The 16,958-nt window shown below is 58.1% G+C and carries 10 protein-coding genes and 1 CRISPR repeat array; of the genes, 9 read left to right on the top strand and 1 reads right to left on the bottom strand.

The genetic code is table 11. The features are described from left to right. Window positions 1-618: 618 nt before the first annotated feature. From JGZ97_RS05655 to cas2, 7 genes are all read left to right on the top strand, one after another. Window positions 619-1,461, top strand: coding sequence for a WYL domain-containing protein (locus JGZ97_RS05655; protein WP_207061639.1), 843 nt, complete (start codon window positions 619-621; stop codon window positions 1,459-1,461). 130 nt (window positions 1,462-1,591) lie between these two features. Then, complete coding sequence (gene cas3, locus JGZ97_RS05660) at window positions 1,592-4,027, top strand: CRISPR-associated helicase Cas3' (RefSeq protein ID WP_207061640.1); 2,436 nt, start codon at window positions 1,592-1,594, stop codon at window positions 4,025-4,027. Continuing rightward, window positions 4,024-6,147, top strand: a complete 2,124-nt coding sequence (gene csx17 / locus JGZ97_RS05665; RefSeq protein WP_207061641.1) for a type I-U CRISPR-associated protein Csx17 — start codon at window positions 4,024-4,026, stop codon at window positions 6,145-6,147. The genes cas3 and csx17 overlap by 4 nt, the downstream gene beginning before the upstream one ends. A gap of 40 nt (window positions 6,148-6,187) precedes the next feature. Beyond that, window positions 6,188-7,135 (top strand): type I-U CRISPR-associated RAMP protein Csb1/Cas7u, encoded by a 948-nt coding sequence (gene cas7u, locus JGZ97_RS05670; protein WP_207061642.1) that lies wholly within the window; start codon window positions 6,188-6,190, stop codon window positions 7,133-7,135. Between the two features lie 3 nt (window positions 7,136-7,138). Then, window positions 7,139-8,632: a type I-U CRISPR-associated protein Csb2 gene (gene csb2, locus JGZ97_RS05675; RefSeq protein ID WP_207061643.1), complete on the top strand. Its 1,494-nt coding sequence runs from the start codon at window positions 7,139-7,141 to the stop codon at window positions 8,630-8,632. Between the two features lie 77 nt (window positions 8,633-8,709). After that, window positions 8,710-10,374, top strand: coding sequence for a CRISPR-associated endonuclease Cas1 (gene cas1 / locus JGZ97_RS05680; protein ID WP_207061644.1), 1,665 nt, complete (start codon window positions 8,710-8,712; stop codon window positions 10,372-10,374). Window positions 10,375-10,402: 28 nt separating this feature from the next. Beyond that, window positions 10,403-10,696, top strand: a complete 294-nt coding sequence (cas2, locus tag JGZ97_RS05685) for a CRISPR-associated endonuclease Cas2 (RefSeq protein WP_207061645.1) — start codon at window positions 10,403-10,405, stop codon at window positions 10,694-10,696. A gap of 205 nt (window positions 10,697-10,901) precedes the next feature. Continuing rightward, window positions 10,902-12,166: direct repeats of the CRISPR family, unit length 36 nt; unit sequence GTTATCCGGAGCGTTTAGCTCCGGCCTCTTTGAAGC. Between the two features lie 445 nt (window positions 12,167-12,611). On the opposite strand, the gene JGZ97_RS05690 is transcribed toward cas2, so the two are convergent. After that, window positions 12,612-13,571 (bottom strand): LysR family transcriptional regulator, encoded by a 960-nt coding sequence (locus JGZ97_RS05690; protein WP_207061646.1) that lies wholly within the window; start codon window positions 13,569-13,571, stop codon window positions 12,612-12,614. A gap of 578 nt (window positions 13,572-14,149) precedes the next feature. On the opposite strand from JGZ97_RS05690, the gene JGZ97_RS05695 reads away from it, so the two are divergent. After that, a complete protein-coding gene (locus tag JGZ97_RS05695) occupies window positions 14,150-15,529 on the top strand; it encodes a glutamine synthetase family protein (protein WP_207061647.1) in 1,380 nt (459 codons plus the stop codon). A gap of 34 nt (window positions 15,530-15,563) precedes the next feature. Next, complete coding sequence (locus JGZ97_RS05700; RefSeq protein WP_207061648.1) at window positions 15,564-16,955, top strand: aldehyde dehydrogenase family protein; 1,392 nt, start codon at window positions 15,564-15,566, stop codon at window positions 16,953-16,955. Window positions 16,956-16,958: the final 3 nt, after the last annotated feature.

Consider the following 16,958-nt stretch of genomic DNA (forward strand, 5'->3'; position numbering starts at 1 on the left):
ATCCCTGACCCAAGGGGGCTGCTGGTACCTGAAGAAACCGAAGGTGATCTACGGGGAGTGAGCGGGGATGGTTCTATCACGCCGCCCCCGGCAGTGATGTTGGCCAGACCGGCAAGTCGCCGAAAAGCTACGTTGTTGACGAAGTCTGCGTGCGCGAGGAGGGATAGCGAATGTATTACGACGTCCCGGACGGCAAGCTAATTAGTCGGTCCTGAAAAATCCCGCTTTTTACTTTCAAGCCTGAGCGGGAATTCACGGCTTTTCAGCTCATTGCCAGAGGTTTTCTATCTGTTGCCAAAATGCGGCCCAAAAAACCGGTCTCGCAGCCAGCCAACGCAGCGGTCTTGTCAGATTTTGACCGGCGACGCATAGCAGCACATTGAGCGCCTCGCCCAATATCCCCTTCAGATAACAGCAAGGGGTCGCAGGCGGGCAGGGATTCATCTCATGCAGTAATGCTTAATAAACCTGTACTGTCTGCCGATATGCGGGTAGCTAACAGCGCTATCATCTGTTAAAACAGAGGCTTAGCATTAGGAAGTAAGTCTGGATTTGGCTCTCACATCACCGGCATAGGCTCATTGAGTTGCAAAGGGGACTTTGGGCTTAAGGATAAGCATGGCAAGGCTGAGTACTAATGATAAGTATTGGCTGATCGAGTTGATCCTTTATTGGGAAGGCCGCTTATCGACGACACATCTGACCGAGTTCTTCGGAATCAGCCGACAGCAAGCCAGTAAGGATATCAATCGCTATAAGAGGGAACATCCGGGCTGTTTTGTTTATCAGCCCAGAATCAAACGCTATGTACCCACTGATGGCTTCTGCCCGCGTTACCTGCGTGGCGATGTCAGTGAGTATCTGGACTGGATGGCAGGCCGGCAATCGATAACAGTACCGCGCCACCCCTCCTTCAGCCTGCCGCATGCCGCGGTGACTCATCCTCCCCGCGCCGTATCACCGGTGCTGATGCGCCCGTTGGTTCAGGCGCTACGCGAGCGCCGCCGTATCGACGTGGACTATGTGTCGCTCAGCAATCCCAGTCGCGACGGCCGCGTCATTGTCCCGCACACCTTCGTTAAATCCGGCCTGCGTTGGCATCTACGCGCGTTCTGCGAGAAAAGCGGGGACTACCGAGATTTTGTACTCAGTCGCTTTCGGGGAGAGCCGGAAGTGCTCGATCAATCCAGTCGCTCCGCGAGTGGTGACCTGGCCTGGAACACCCAGGTAGAAGTGGCTCTTAGACCCGATCCCCGATTGTCGGCGGCCAAGCAAGAGGCGCTGAGCCACGATTACGGCATGAGTGGAGGAGAGCTCCGACTGTCAACTCGGGCGGCACTAGTGCAGTACCTGCTGATTGAACTGCAGGTCAACGTAAAAATGCTCGATGGCTGCCCAGAAGCGCAGCAACTGGTTCTCATCAATCAAGACGAGCTCAAACCGTGGCTGTTCAACGGTTGACCCGATGATATCAGCGACCTGTCAACTGGCTTTACCTGTGCATTTTTCCAGGATTGGTCGGGGATGACGATTCGTAGATAGTCGCGACATACCGCTATGAAACAGGGCCGGCGGCCCTTGGGGACTAAAGATGAAATTTAAAGCGTTCTTCTCTAAGGCCTTTGGCGAAGAGGTCGTGGAGCCATTGCCTTACCAGGAAGCGCTGGCACTTGGCGAGTGGCCCGATATCCTCAATATTCCTACCGGCCTTGGCAAGACCGCAGCGGTTACCCTGGCATGGCTTTACAAGCAGCAGGTCCAGCAAGACAGCAATACTCCGAAACGCTTGATTTGGTGCCTGCCCATGCGGGTACTTGTTGAGCAGACTGAGAGCAATATCCGGGGCTGGCTACAGAGTTTGGCGTTGGAGCACCGTGTGGGCGTGCAGGTGCTGATGGGGGGAAGCCAAGACCTCAAGGACCAGAGCTGGGCGGAGTCCCCGGAAAAGCCAACGATCCTGATCGGCACCCAGGATATGCTGCTGTCTCGGGCACTGATGCGTGGCTATGGCATGAGTCGCTACCTCTGGCCAATCCATTACGCACTGCTGCATAACGATGCCTATTGGGTCTTTGATGAAGTGCAGTTGATGGGGCCAGCGCTGCGCACGGCGGCGCAACTCGAAGCGTTCAGACGTGATCTACCACTGGCCAAATCCAGTCGAAGTCTTTGGGTGTCCGCAACGCTTAACGCGGACTGGTTGGCCACCGTGGATTTCAAAGGCCATATCAACGGCCTGACTACTCATAGTCTGAGCGAAGCGGATCGTGCACACCCGGTTTCTGCCAAACGAGTTGGAGCCAGCAAGACCCTTAGCTTCACGCAAACACGACTCGATAAAGAGAGCGCAAAGCAGCAAGCAAAGAGCTATCTGGCCAGCCTATGTGACGAGGTGATTCAACACCATCAGCCGGACAGCCAGACGCTGGTCATCCTCAACCGAGTGGACCGTGCTCAGGGGTTGTATGAGGCGCTGAAAGAGCGCCACCCGTCAACCGAGTTGCTGTTACTTCATGCCCGTTTTCGTGCGGCCGATCGCCAGCGGATCGAGGTCAAACTCAAGGCCAAGGACGCTGGTCGCAATCGCATCATCATCGCCACGCAGGCGATAGAAGCAGGCGTCGACATCAGCTCTGCCACCCTGTTTACGGAGCTGGCCCCCTGGTCATCCCTGGTTCAGCGCCTAGGACGTTGCAACCGCTACGGTGAACACTCAAGCGCACGGGTTTTCTGCATTGATATCGATGAGTCGCTGGAGGCCGCACCCTATACATCTAGTGCCCTATCCCAAGCCCGCGCACAGCTTGAAGCGGTATTGGCGCAAGGAGGTGACGCTGCGCCGGGGCGCCTTCCGGCAGTGGCGGATGTACATGAACAGGGCTTGGTGTTGCGACGTCGCGATTTCATGGAGCTCTTTAACACTGACCCTGATCTCTCCGGCTTGGATGTGGATGTGTCACCTTACATACGGGATTCAGGCCTGCCTCAATGCCAAGTGTTCTGGAGGGACTTCGAGGAATCGCCGCAAGAGCAGCCAGCAGTGGCCAGTCATGAAATCTGCCAAGTAGGGATAGCGCAACTGCGCGACCACCTGAAGAAAGCGAGCGCCTGGGTTTTCGATCATTTGGAAGGGCGATGGCAAGCACTGAAAGCCGACCGACTAAAACCTGGCATGATCGTTATGTGTCGGGCATCAGAAGGGGGGTATCGTCCTGAAATAGGTTTTAAAGCAGCCAGCAAGGGAAAGGTTGATGACCTGCAGGAGCCGGCTAAAGACGTTCTGGAGGCCTACAGCAGTGATCGCCGCAGTCAGACCGGGCGCTTCGTCCCGTTGGCAGAGCATCTGGAAGATGCCCGTCAAAGTGCTGCTCGGCTCTGTGATCAGTTGCGTGTCGAAGACGACCACGCCGAGGCGATCATAACCGCAGCGCACCACCATGACTGGGGTAAGGCGCATGAAGCCTTCCAATTCATGCTCACTCGCACGGGCGATGCGCCGGCAACGGGCGCTCCCTGGGCCAAATCCGCACGCGGTGGTGGACCCGCAGACTACCGTATGAACCCCACGGACGGGCAGGAGCAAGGCGTTCCACGCCCCTGTTTCCGGCACGAACTCGCCTCAGCGCTGGCCTGGCTTGATACCCATAAAGATCATCCCCAGCGAGATCTCGTCGCCTACCTGATAGCGGCACATCATGGCAAAGTGAGAATGGGATTACGTGCGCTGCCGACGGAAAACCAGCCAAAGGACAGCCGGCTCTATGCCCGAGGTGTATGGGCCGGTGACGAATTGCCTGCGCTCAAGTTGGGTGATACCGATGAGCTGCCGAAGGTCCCACTCAGGCTTGATCTGATGCGTCTGGGAGAGGGCGACATGGGGCAATCCTGGGTCGCTCGTACACAAGAAGTGCTGGAACAATTAGGCCCTTTCCAACTGGCCTGGCTTGAGGCGTTGGTACGTATTGCGGACTGGCGCGCATCCAAAGAGGTGCAGAGTCAAGATGACAAGGAGGCCCCTCAATCATGAATCGAATACTGCTAAAAGGCTGTGCTCCGACGCCGCTGGCTCACTACCTCAAGGCACTGGGCATACAGCGCCTAGTCGCAGAGCAGCTCGATCCGAAGGTGAAGGGCGCCTGGCGGGATGATGGCTTCGAGCTCATGGCCAATGTGGACGATCAGGCGCTTCAGGACTTTTTTCTAAACCGTTATCAACCGACTGCGGTACTGGCCCCGTGGAATGGCGGAAGTGGCTTCTTTCCCTCCGACAACAAAGACGGCTTTGGTCCCATCGTCGCAGGAACGGCAGAGCGCTTTGCGCCGCTACGAGAAAGTATCGAACAGATTCAACAAGTGCTTTGCGAAGAATCTTTGACAGCCAAGCCCGACAGTGAGCAGAAGGAGCGGCTGCTTAACCATCTACGGAGTACGTTGCCGGATCGCGCATTGGACTGGATGGATGCAGCGCTGATGTTAACTGATGACGGCGCCAAGTATCCGCCCCTGCTGGGGACCGGTGGCAACGATGGTCGCCTGGACTTCACCAACAACTACTTAAAGCAGTTAGTTGCGCTATTCGATCCGAACACGGGGGCACCTTCGGTTACCGCCAGTCAGGCCCTTCCGAATGCCTTATTCGGGACGGTGTACCGAGGCAGCGGTAAGGGGGTTATCGGCCAATTTGCGCCGGGGAGTGCCGGGGGCCCTAACAGCAGCACCGCATTTGAAGGCGGTGCCCATGTCAACGGATGGGACTTTGTGCTGATGCTGGAGGGGGCGCTACTGTTTGCGGCGAGCGTCACCCGACGTCAGGGGCACGGGGAAAGAGGGAGCCTCAGCTACCCATTTACGGTTCGCATGAGCGGCAGCGGCGCCGGTAACACTGCCCAGGCCGACGAGGGGAATGCTCGAGCGGAGATGTGGTTGCCGCTATGGGGCCAGGCGGTCACCCTAAGAGAGATTAAGGCGGTGTTGAGTGAAGGCCGCGCCGCAATGAATGGCAAACTGTGCCGTGATGGTCTGGACTTCGCCCGTGCCGTAGCGCAACTGGGGGTGGATCGCGGTATCGACGCCTTTCAGCGCTATGCGTTTGTGATGCGCTCCGGTAAGGCCTACCTGGCCACGCCGCTCAAGAAGTTCCGGGTGGAACAGCGGCCAGAAGCTGAACTGATCGCTGACTTGGAACGTAACGGCTGGCTGTCTCGGCTGCGTCGGTTGGCCCGTGCCAAGGAGGCCCCCAATAGCTTGAAAAGCGCTGTTCAGGGGCTTGAGAACGCCCTCTTTGACCTTACTCAACGAGCGACCAGTAGCACCCTGCAATCGATTCTGATCCGCCTGGGCGAGTTGGTTGATTGGCAAGCCCGCAGCCGCAAAGGCCGTGAAGCCTCGTTGAACCTGCCACGGCTGTCATCTGCCTGGCTGCGCGATGCGGATGATGGCAGTGATGCGTTCCGTCTGGCCGCGGCATTGGCAAGCATCGGTGTTGGCGGCGCCTTGCCCATGCGCGCGCATATTTTTCCTTTGGATAAGGGCAGCAACAGCTGGCGTTTGGCCGATAACGGCGACAATGCCACCTGTACGTGGGGAACTGGCGGCTTGAGCCGGCAGTTTGCGCCGTTGCTGGCCCGCCGCTTACAACTAGATAAGCAGGCGCCTGTCGGCATCCGCTTAGCTGGCAAGGTGCCGGCCGACCTCGCGGCCATAGAAACCTTTTTGTTGTCACCAGACCTGGATCGACAGGTGGCCGCGTTACTGCCCGGATTGGCGCTGATTGATCGGCCGTTTGCTCTTCCAAATCGGCAAACGGATCAGCCGCAACTGCCGCTGGTCTATCGGCTGCTGAAGCCGCTGTTCTGCGATGCCCAGCAACTCAAAGACGCATCCTTGTTAGTGGAAGGTAAGCAGCTCACTCTGCCGAGCACGGTTACGCGCCTGTTGGCGGCGAACCGGGTGGAAGAGGCTGTTGCCGAAGCGATGCGGCGCACGCGCATTGCGGGTATTCAAGCACCGAGCTTGGCGCCTGAGTGTGGTGCCATTGATGGCTCGCGTTTGCTGGCGGCTCTGATGGTGCCCATGTCCACTAACAGTTTAAAGCACTTGGCACGCGCCACCTATCGTCTCGACGCGGCTGAGTCCGTGCGAGCCTGATCAAGACACCCCTTTTAAGTTCATAGCAAGGAGAATGCACATGACTTTCGATTTTAGCGCTTTTGATAACGCCCCCCGCCTGCTGCTCGAAGTGGACCTTCAGCCATTGCAGGGCACTCGCTTTCAACCGACCGGCTTCCCCGATCTCGGCGCCGCGGTTTACGAAGGCCCTGATGGCGAGCAGATGCTGCTGGTCGAGTCGGCACAGAGCATGGCCAACCGCCTGGAAGTGGTGTGCTGGGATGATGTGGCGGATGACTGGGTTACACCGCTGAAGGGGCTGCCGCTGGTGAAGGTTCAGGACAAGAGTGGTCGGCCGCTGACCAACTCGGTACTGGAATCCCACCGCATCAACTCGCCTTATATTCTCGAGGGCAAGGATAAGAGCCTGCTTGAGGTGCTGAAGTCCGAGCTGGCGGGTATGGAGGAAGGGCGGGTCGACATTCGACGCTTGGCCACCGTGCTGATGCGGCTAGACACCAATGCCCTGCTGCACGGGGTGTTCTTGGCCAAGAAAGAACTGGCAGGGGGACGGCTGCGTTTGCCGCGTGTCCTGTCCGCCTTTATCGAAGCGCGCCAAGCCAAAGTGGCCGCCAGCGGTGGGGTCAAGAATGACAGCGTCAACCCCAGCGGAGATACCAGCAAGGGATTTGGCAACGTGCCTTTCGCCCGTGATGAGTACGTGGCGCCGCAAATTACCGCCTACTTCAATATCGATCTGTCCCAAATTCGTGCCTTTGGCTTGGGTGATGCAGCGAACAACTTATTGGCGGCACTGGCGCTCTACAAAATCCGTCGCTTCCTTGATGAGGGTCTGCGGCTGCGCACCGCATGCGATCTGCGCCAAGTTGATCTGCGTGTGACTCAGCCTCAGAGCTTTGCAGTTCCCGGGCGTGCGGAGCTAGAAGCACAGCTGCCCTCCCTGATTGAGGCCTGCAGCGAACTGTTTGCCGACCCCCGTGTCACTCAGGTCACCTACGAGAAATAAGCCATGCTGACTATCGCCATTCACTTTCCTGCGGGTCGCTACCATGCCACCCCTTGGGGAAAGCATGTCAACGAGGCCGACGTGGAGTGGCCGCCGTCGCCGTGGCGACTGCTGCGCGCGCTACTGGCGACCTGGCACCGCAAGGGAGACCAGACGCGCTTCAGTCAGGCGCAGCTGGAGCAGCTGTTTGAGCGACTGGCCAGCGAGCCGCCGCGATTTGCGCTGCCGCCGGCACGACAGGCGCACACCCGTCATTACATGCCGGGCGCCGGCAATAAAACCAGCCTTGTGTTCGACGCCTTTGCCGTGATGCACAAGTTCGCGCGCCTGATCGTCCAATGGCCGCGCGTTGAGCTGAACAACGAGGACGAAGCGCTGCTGGATGACCTGCTCGCGAAACTGGGCTACCTGGGGCGCGCTGAAAGTTGGGTCACTGCCGAACGCTTAAACGGCTGGGATGGTCATTTCGATGCGTTTCCAGGCGATGACCGATTGACAGAGGACGGCCTGGCGCGTGAGCCGACCACGCTGCTGGCGCCACTCTCTGCCGCCGACTGGCGCCAGCAAAGGGATGCGCTACTGCAGAATACCGATATCAAAAGCGTCAAAGGCAAAAAAGGCGTGGCGCTTCAGGCGACCTTGCCGGAACCGTTGGTTGAGGCGCTGGAACTCGATACCGGCGCGCTACAGGCGGTGGGCTGGAATGCTCCGCCAGCCGCGCAGCAGGTGATCTATTACCGGCCCTATCATGCCCTGAGCGGCCGCATACCGCGTCAGGCTGAATCCAGGCAAAGCTTGCCGATCCAACAGGCGCGACTGCAGTTGGTGGGCAAGCCGCTGCCGCGCGTAGAGGACACACTGCGTGTGGCTGAGGCCTTCCGGTCGGCGTTGATCCATACCCTCGACCAGCGCCTAGGAGTGGCCGTTCCGCCGCTCATCTCCGGTCACGACCTGCCTGCCGAGAACCGCCATGCCCACGCCTTCTTTCTGCCGGAGGATGCCGACGCAGACGGCCGAATTGATCATCTCTTGCTGCACGTTCCCGGTGGGATCGACGCCGATGTATTGCGGGCGCTCGATATCATGAATCGCCTCTGGATGGGTAAGACCGGGGAGTGGCGATTGCTGTTGGATACCAAAGGCGATGCCCTTGGCCAGCTTTCCAACCAAGGGCAAGTCTGGGAAAGCCTCACCCCATATCTTCACCCCTGGCACTGCAAGCGAGGCTTTGATGTTGAAGCCCAGTTGCTGCGTGAGTGCCGCCTGCGAGGGTTGCCGGAACCGACTATCGAACGGCTGGAAAGTATCCCGCTAGGGCGGGCCAAGCGTCCCATGCGCCCAGTGCAATTCCAGCGTTTCCGTCGTCGGCGTGGCCTGCAACAACCGGACCGGCGCGGCAGTTTCCTCCGCTTGAGCTTTGCGGAGCCGGTCACAGGGCCGTTGGTCTTGGGCTTCGGTTGTCACTTCGGATTAGGGATGTTCGGTAGCAAGGACTAAATGAGCGACTAAATCGGACGGCTGCAAGAGCTGCACTGCGTCTGTGTCAATATTCACCTAGGGAAAGGGTGGTGCCCATGGAAAATGCAGCGGCGGAGCCTAGTCTCATACCAGCTCGCATGATTAACGAGTATGTATACTGTCCGCGCCTAGCCTACATGGAGTGGATTCAAGGCGAGTGGCGGGACAATCTGGATACGGAATCTGGTCGTTACGCCCACCGCCGGGTTGATAAAAAATCCGGTAACTTGCCTGATTCTGAGCAGCCGGACGATGAACAACCGATCCATGCGCGTTCTATTACGCTGAGCGATGACGACCTGGGCATTATTGCAAAGCTGGACCTGATAGAAGGAGATGGGAGCAGGGTAAAGCCTGTTGATTATAAGAAAGGTAAACGCCCACATATCGCTTCTGGGGCATACGATCCAGAGCGGGTACAGCTCTGTGCGCAAGGGCTGCTGCTTCGCAAGCATGGATATAGCGCAGAGGAAGGCGAAATCTACTATGTCGCCTCGAAGGAGCGTGTACGAGTCCATTTCGACGAAGATTTACAGCAGACGACGCTGGAGGCAGTAGAAGAACTCCGCAGCCTGGCTCACAAGGATATACCGCCACCACTTGAAGACAGCCCCAAATGCCCCCGCTGTTCGCTCGTTTCCATCTGCCTGCCCGATGAGGTCAATTGGTATAACAAGCTGGAAGAAGCCCCACGACCCATTGCGGTTAGAGACGACGAGCGCATACCCGTCTACGTCCAGGCGCCGTATGGCACCGTGCGTAAAAAAGGGGAGGTGCTGGAAATTGAAGCAGGAGAGCAAAAGCAACAGGTTAGAATTAATGAAATTAATCACTTGGCGCTCTACGGAAACGTTCACTTAACTACTCCGACCTTACAGACACTGATGCAGCGAGAAATTCCTGTCTCGTGGCATACCCAAGGAGGTTGGTATTACGGGAGTGTGCAGAGCCTGGGGCAGAAGAACGTGCATTTGAGAATAAGTCAGTTCAGGTCAGCATTTGATGACGCTGCCTGTCTGAAGATATCCCGTAGTTTGGTTCGCGCTAAGATTCTTAACTGTCGAACCCTGTTACGCCGTAACTGGCGGGGTGATGAGCCTCAAGATCAGGCTCTCAAAGGGTTACGAGAGTGCGCGAATCGCGCCTCTCGTGTCTCTGATATGGCCACTCTGCTCGGTCTTGAAGGGCAAGCTGCCAGTATCTACTTCAAAGCCTTCGCCCATCTAATCGCTGCCGATAAGCTTTCCTCGGGATTCGTTTTCAACCAGCGTAATCGGCGTCCTCCAAGAGACCCGATCAACGCCTTACTGTCTCTCGCTTATAGTGTTTTGAGCCGGACATGGGCGGCAACGCTGCACAATGTCGGGTTTGATCCGTACGTTGGTTTTTACCATCAGGCCCGCGCCGGCCGTCCGGCTCTGTCACTGGACATGATGGAGCCCTTTAGACCGTTGCTTGCAGATTCAGCTGTCATTACCGCGATCAATAACGGTGAGTTGAACGTAAAGGACTTTGTTAGCCATGGCGACCAGTGCGGGCTAACCACATCAGGGCGTAAAACTTTCCTAGGCATTCTGGAGCGGCGTCTCGGTCAGCAAATTACCCACCCCTATTTTGGCTATCGCATTAGTTACCGGAGGTTACTCGAGCTGGAAGCTCGTTTGTTGGGGCGTTTTCTGAATGGCGAAATAGAGCACTATCAAGGGTTCACAACGCGTTAAAGAGTGACCATTGAAGGAAATAGCGCTAATGAGCAAGGAGTATCTTTATCTAATCACTTATGACATAAGCGATCCAAAGCGCCTACGCCAGGTGTTTAGAATCATGGAAGGCTACGGCGAATGGGTGCAATTATCTGTATTTCAGTGCCGCTTGAGCCCTCGCCGTTATCAACGATTAATTGCCGATCTGGAAAAGGAGATCAAACAACACGAAGATCACGTCCTGCTGTTTAAGTTGTGGGCTGCCGACACCCAGTCAGCCGAATTTGTTAGCATAGGGAAGGCATTTCAGCCCATTACTAAAGAACCGGTGATTATCTGACGGCTCGCCGGCCAGATGCGAGTGCTTAGGTGGTGAACAAAACGCCCATGACCGCTCGCACTACGAAATGCTCTTTAACAATCAACAAAATACGAAGCACGCGGCTTTGACGTTTGTCATAAAAACCATGGCGTTCGGTAATGGGAGCTTAGTGCTCGCAGCTCTCTGTTACGGAGTGCTAATCCAGCGGCATAGGGAAGACGCGGTTATCCGGAGCGTTTAGCTCCGGCCTCTTTGAAGCATTTTGTAACACACCGGCTTCGTGACCAGTGATTGGTTATCCGGAGCGTTTAGCTCCGGCCTCTTTGAAGCGAGGCTATGAGTTCCCAAGAAACCGGGGACTGGCTCGTTATCCGGAGCGTTTAGCTCCGGCCTCTTTGAAGCGCGGATTGTGCGTGATAGATGCGGTGCAGATCGCTGTTATCCGGAGCGTTTAGCTCCGGCCTCTTTGAAGCTGAATTTACGCGGGGGGTTTGAGTATTGTACAACGGGTTATCCGGAGCGTTTAGCTCCGGCCTCTTTGAAGCTAGATAGATTTTTTACCTAATGCGAAGTAGTCACCAGGTTATCCGGAGCGTTTAGCTCCGGCCTCTTTGAAGCTTATAGAAAACCCGGTCCCCGAGGGTCAGGCCCAAGTTATCCGGAGCGTTTAGCTCCGGCCTCTTTGAAGCCCGTTGCCGGTCGGGGCCGCTATCGACCCCTACTGGGGTTATCCGGAGCGTTTAGCTCCGGCCTCTTTGAAGCTGAATTTACGCGGGGGGTTTGAGTATTGTACAACGGGTTATCCGGAGCGTTTAGCTCCGGCCTCTTTGAAGCCCCAGTTGGCCTGGGCGTCACGGAGGATCTGCTGCGCGGTTATCCGGAGCGTTTAGCTCCGGCCTCTTTGAAGCAGGGAAACGGCCGGGTACTCGCCGATCGTGTAGTGGGTTATCCGGAGCGTTTAGCTCCGGCCTCTTTGAAGCTTTCCATTCACTCCCCCTTCGTTTTTCCTAGTTCAGTTATCCGGAGCGTTTAGCTCCGGCCTCTTTGAAGCGAGAATAGCGATATCAACGCTGTTCGAATCGAGCGCAAGTTATCCGGAGCGTTTAGCTCCGGCCTCTTTGAAGCCTGGCTGATGCAGTCACACGGAGGCAGGTATTCCTTGTTATCCGGAGCGTTTAGCTCCGGCCTCTTTGAAGCAAAGAAAACGCACTGCGCAACCGTTCACGCATGAATGTTATCCGGAGCGTTTAGCTCCGGCCTCTTTGAAGCGAGTCGAATAGACATGGCTATGGCCTCGTCGGTAGGTGTTATCCGGAGCGTTTAGCTCCGGCCTCTTTGAAGCTCGGCCATGCTCCGCGAGGCGGGGGTGCTCACCAACAGTTATCCGGAGCGTTTAGCTCCGGCCTCTTTGAAGCCAGCAAATTGGGGGCGCGCCCGTGACCCTGTGGCGGTGTTATCCGGAGCGTTTAGCTCCGGCCTCTTTGAAGCAGATGTGACTCAAGTTCTACCACTCTCGCAGATCGGGCCGACTGGATTAGAATGTGGAACAACGCCAACTAAACAGGCACCGATTGGGTCAAGATAGGGCCAATTCGAAGTGGCGCCTTCACTGGCAACGAGCAGTCAAACGGCCTGTCGCCTTCTTGGAAGCAGAAGACAAATTGGTAACCAAATCGGTAACTATTCAAGAATTTTGACCGGGTAAGAGGATTTAAAAGCATTAAAAAACAATGCTTAAAGACGATGAATAAATATTCAGATCCAGAATATCGAGTGATGTTTCTGCGGCCTTATAGAGATCCAAGACATAGCACTAGGCCCGGTTCTTCCTGGCTTTGACAGACCTCTGCGGATCAGAGGGCCTCAGCCTCATGCCGAGGGACCGGAGCCCTTGCTCCTCTGGGTGTGAAATCCCGGCGTTCTGAGTCCCTGCCTAGTCGCCCAGTGTCAGTTGATCCTCCAGCCAGGGCTGCTCTTCGGTCAGTGCCGGTAGAAAGTGTCGGCCAAGAATCGAAACGCTGTCCTCGGCAATTTTCTGTGGCAGGTCGCCCAGCTCGCCGCTGCGCGCGGTGAGGGTCAGGGAGCGGAACAGCGGCTCCGTCGGCAGCCGCCGAAGCTGTATGTTTTGCAGCTTGATGCCGCTTTGAAAGACGCACAGCGGCGTGGTGATGGTCCAGCCCAGGCCTGCCGAAACCGAGGCGACGATGGCTGAGGTGTTGTCCAGTTGCAGCCGCTCCGGCGGCTCGGTATGGGCGCGGCGCAGGTGTCGCTCGATGCTGCTCCCGATAAGCGAGTGGCTCGAATAGCGAATAAAGTCCAGTTGGCTGGTCAGGGTCGCCAGGCTGTCCACCGGCTGGCTGTAATCGTTGGGCAGGGCCAGCACAAAGGGTTCGCGCAGGATGTGGTAGCGCGTCAGGTCCGGATAGTCCTCTAGGGCATCGTCAGAGATGATGATGTCGACATTGCGTGCCAGCAGCGCGTGGCCGTGCAGGTGCGAAAGACCGGTACTGATCGACCAGTCCTGGGCCCGGTTCTTCAGGGCGTTGACCAGCGATCGGCCAACCGCCGTTGCGATCGAATCAACCACCGCGATCTTGATATGCCGTAGCCGCGTGAAATCCGCCTGCTTGATGGCCAGGCTGGTTTTTTGTGCTTCGCTCAGCAGCTGTGAACTGCGGTCCTGGAGAAAACGCCCGGCGGTCGTCAGCTTCATGGGGCGTACGGAACGGTCGAACAGGGTGGTCTGCAGCGCTTCCTCCAGGTTGGCCAGCGACTGTGAGATCGAGCTCTGGGTCATCCCCAGTTGCTGCGCCGCCAGGCTCATGTTGCCGCTTTTGGCCACCTGGGCAAACAGCTCCAGCGCCCGAAGATCAAATCCAAATCGTGTCGCCATGGGCGCTCCTGGTTATCGGTTGATGCTTCGCTGCCGGGGGGCTGTGTCGTCCTGGCCGGTCGCGGGGTGGCAGGGCGAATGCACCTGTCCCGGGGCTACCTCTTGAGCGCATGCATTCATCAGTATTAGTTTTTCTTATAGTGATAAATCATTCTAACTAATTGTGTTTGAAGGGCAAGTTGCGAGCGGCTATAGCTTCAAGGCGGCATCAGAGCCGGACGGTGAGGCTCTGACCCAAACAGCCCTGCAACCGTGGTACGTGCAGGGGATGGTCGGAAAACAATCGCCAGGAGAGTCTGGAAGTGTCCGAACAGTTCGCCATCACCAACGCTTCAAACCCGGTCGCGCGTGCGGACATACCTTCCATTGTTGACATCCCTTACCTTTTTGACACACCTCCCCTTTCCTATTGCCCCGCACGGGCAGCGGCTGTAACTCCGCCTCGCAACCGCGGTGACAGTCACCGGGACTGGCGGCCCGCGAGTGACGGCCTGCGAATATCGGCCCGCAACCGCCACCCTCTTCGGCGTTTGCGTCGGTAAACGGATTACAAAAATAACCACAGCGGATAGGCAACCATGATGAACCCCAGAGATGTAAAGACCGCTGAAGATGCACGGCGCATCGTCGAGGAGCGCAACCTGACTCACGTCAAAGTGGGCCTGTTTGACAACGACGGCGTCATGCGAGGCAAGTACATGAGCCGCGAGAAGTTCTTCTCCTCTCTGGAGGGCGGCTTCGCGTTCTGCGATGTGGTGCTCGGCTGGGACTCCTGTGATCAGCTCTATGAGAACGTAGGGGTCAGCTTTACCGGTTGGCATACGGGCTATCCCGATGCGCCGGTGCGTGTCCTGCCGGAGAGCTGCCGGGAGATACCCTTTGAGCCGGGAATGTTGCTGTTTCTCTGTGACTTCGAAGGGGACGCTGCGGCCATCTGCCCGCGCAATGTCCTGCACCGGGTGCTGGATAAGGCCGATGCGATGGGCTTCGACGCCTCTGCGGCCTTTGAATATGAGTTTTTTCTGTTCAACGAAACGCCCCACTCGGCGCGCGCCAAAAATTATCGCAACCTCGAGCCCATTACCCCCGGCTTTTTCGGTTACTCGATGCTGCGCAACTCCGTCCATTCCGAGCTCTATCTGGAGCTGATGGCGCTGTGCGAGAAGATGGACTTCCCGATCGAGGGGTTGCACACGGAGACCGGCCCCGGTGTGCTGGAGGCGGCGCTGGCCGTTGACAGCGCGGGCGAGGCGGCTGACAAGGCGGCCCTGTTCAAGACCTTCACCAAGGTCTGGGCGCAGCGCAAAGAGATGATGGCGACCTTCATGGCCAAGTGGTCCAACGACTACCCGGGGCAGTCGGGCCACATCCATATGTCGTTGCGGCACAAGGACACGGGGCGTTCTGCGTTTTACGACCCGGACCAGGCCATGAACATGAGCAAGCTGCAGCGTCACTTCGTCGCCGGGCAGCAGAAACTGATGCCGGAACTTTTGGTGATGATGGCGCAGACCGTCAACGCCTACTCGCGACTGATTCCCGGTTTCTGGGCCCCGACCGACGCGACCTGGGGCTGTGAGAACCGCACCACCGCGTTGCGGGTGATTCCCGGCTCAGACAAGTCGCAGCGGGTCGAATACCGGCTCGGCTCCGCCGACGCCAACCCCTACATCGCATTGGCCGCGGCGCTCGGTTCAGGTCTTTACGGCATCGAGCAGGCGCTCGAGCCCGAAGAGATGGTCGCCGGTAACGCCTACGAGCAACAGCACCCCCAACACCTGGCCCTGCCCCAGACGCTTTCTGATGCCGCCGCGATGTTGCGGCGCTCTGAGGCGGCACGGGCGCTGTTCGGCAGTGCCTTTGTCGATCACTACGCGGCGACACGGGACTGGGAGGCGCGCGAATTCCGCAAGCACATCACGGATTGGGAGCTGCAGCGCTATTTCGAAATCATCTAATCGGCCCGGGGCCGCATCGGACAGAGACCAGATCATGACGTCGATACAACAGACCTTTTCACCCATCGATGGCGCTCTTTATGTGGAGCGGGCGCTGGCCAGTCAAGCCGAAATAGATGCGGCCTGTGCGCGGGCCGTGCAGGTTCAGGCGGCGTGGAGGCAGGTGCCGCTTGGTGAGCGCCAGGAGATCTGCCGCAAGGCGGTCGACGCCTTCGTGGCCAGCAAAGAGGCGATCGCCGAAGAGCTGTGCTGGCAAATGGGGCGCCCGATCCGTTACGCCGCCGGCGAGGTCGGCGGGTTCGAAGAGCGGGCCCGTTACATGATCGATGTTGCCGAGGACGCCCTGGCGCCGGTGCGGGTGCCCGAGAAAGAAGGGTTTACCCGCTACATACGCCGCGAACCGCTGGGCGTGGTGCTGGTGATCGCACCCTGGAATTATCCCTACCTGACCGCCGTCAACGCGGTGATGCCGGCCATCCTGGCTGGCAACGCGGTGCTGCTCAAGCACTCGGCCCAGACGCCCCTGTGCGCCGAGCGCATGGCCGAGGCGTTTGCGGCGGCGGGGCTGCCGGAAGGCGTGTTCCAGTATCTGCACCTGAGTCATGCCGATACCGAAGCGCTGATCGGATCGGATGCGATCGATTACGTCGCCTTCACGGGTTCGGTTCCCGGGGGCGCGATGGTCGAGCGTGCCGCCGCCGGCCGGTTTATCGGTGTCGGCCTCGAGCTGGGAGGGAAGGACCCCGCCTATGTCCGTGCCGACGCCGACCTGGATCACGCGGTGGAGGCCACCATTGACGGCGCTTTTTTCAACTCGGGCCAGTCCTGTTGCGGGATTGAACGCATCTACGTGCAAGAGGCCATTTACGATGCCTTTGTCGAGAAGGCCGTTGCGCTGGTTAAGCAGTACCGGCTCGGTCGCTCGGATGACCCGGCAACAACCCTCGGCCCGGTCGTGCGCGCATCCGCCGCGGACTTTGTCCGCGAGCAGGTTCGTGACGCCGTGGCACAAGGCGCCAAGACGCACATCGACCCGGCCGATTTCCCCGCGGATTCGGCAGGCACCCCTTACCTGGCTCCCCAGGTACTTACCGACGTGGACCACCGCATGCGGGTCATGACCGAGGAGTCCTTCGGCCCCGTCGTCGGCATCCAGAAGGTGCGGGACGATGAGGAGGCGATCGCGCTCATGAACGACAGCGCGTTCGGGCTGACCGCCGCCATCTTCACCCGCGATGTGAAGGCCGGCGAGGCGCTGGGGCAGCGGGTCGAGACCGGCACCCTGTTCGTTAACCGTTGTGATTATCTCGATCCCGCGCTGGCATGGACCGGCATCAAAAACTCGGGACGCGGCTGCACCCTTTCCCGGCTGGGGTACGAGTCACTGACCCGGCCCAAGTCTTTCCACATCAAATTAGAATGCTAAGAG

Origin of the sequence: Motiliproteus sp. SC1-56 (assembly GCF_017309075.1) — a bacterium.
GTDB lineage: Bacteria > Pseudomonadota > Gammaproteobacteria > Pseudomonadales > Balneatricaceae > Motiliproteus.

Coding starts and splice junctions, on each gene's coding strand:
- JGZ97_RS05655 (WP_207061639.1), top strand. CDS start 619: ATGGCAAGGCTGAGTACTAATGATAAGTATTGGCTGATCGAGTTGATC.
- cas3 (WP_207061640.1), top strand. CDS start 1,592: ATGAAATTTAAAGCGTTCTTCTCTAAGGCCTTTGGCGAAGAGGTCGTG.
- csx17 (WP_207061641.1), top strand. CDS start 4,024: ATGAATCGAATACTGCTAAAAGGCTGTGCTCCGACGCCGCTGGCTCAC.
- cas7u (WP_207061642.1), top strand. CDS start 6,188: ATGACTTTCGATTTTAGCGCTTTTGATAACGCCCCCCGCCTGCTGCTC.
- csb2 (WP_207061643.1), top strand. CDS start 7,139: ATGCTGACTATCGCCATTCACTTTCCTGCGGGTCGCTACCATGCCACC.
- cas1 (WP_207061644.1), top strand. CDS start 8,710: ATGGAAAATGCAGCGGCGGAGCCTAGTCTCATACCAGCTCGCATGATT.
- cas2 (WP_207061645.1), top strand. CDS start 10,403: ATGAGCAAGGAGTATCTTTATCTAATCACTTATGACATAAGCGATCCA.
- JGZ97_RS05690 (WP_207061646.1), bottom strand. CDS start 13,571: ATGGCGACACGATTTGGATTTGATCTTCGGGCGCTGGAGCTGTTTGCC.
- JGZ97_RS05695 (WP_207061647.1), top strand. CDS start 14,150: ATGATGAACCCCAGAGATGTAAAGACCGCTGAAGATGCACGGCGCATC.
- JGZ97_RS05700 (WP_207061648.1), top strand. CDS start 15,564: ATGACGTCGATACAACAGACCTTTTCACCCATCGATGGCGCTCTTTAT.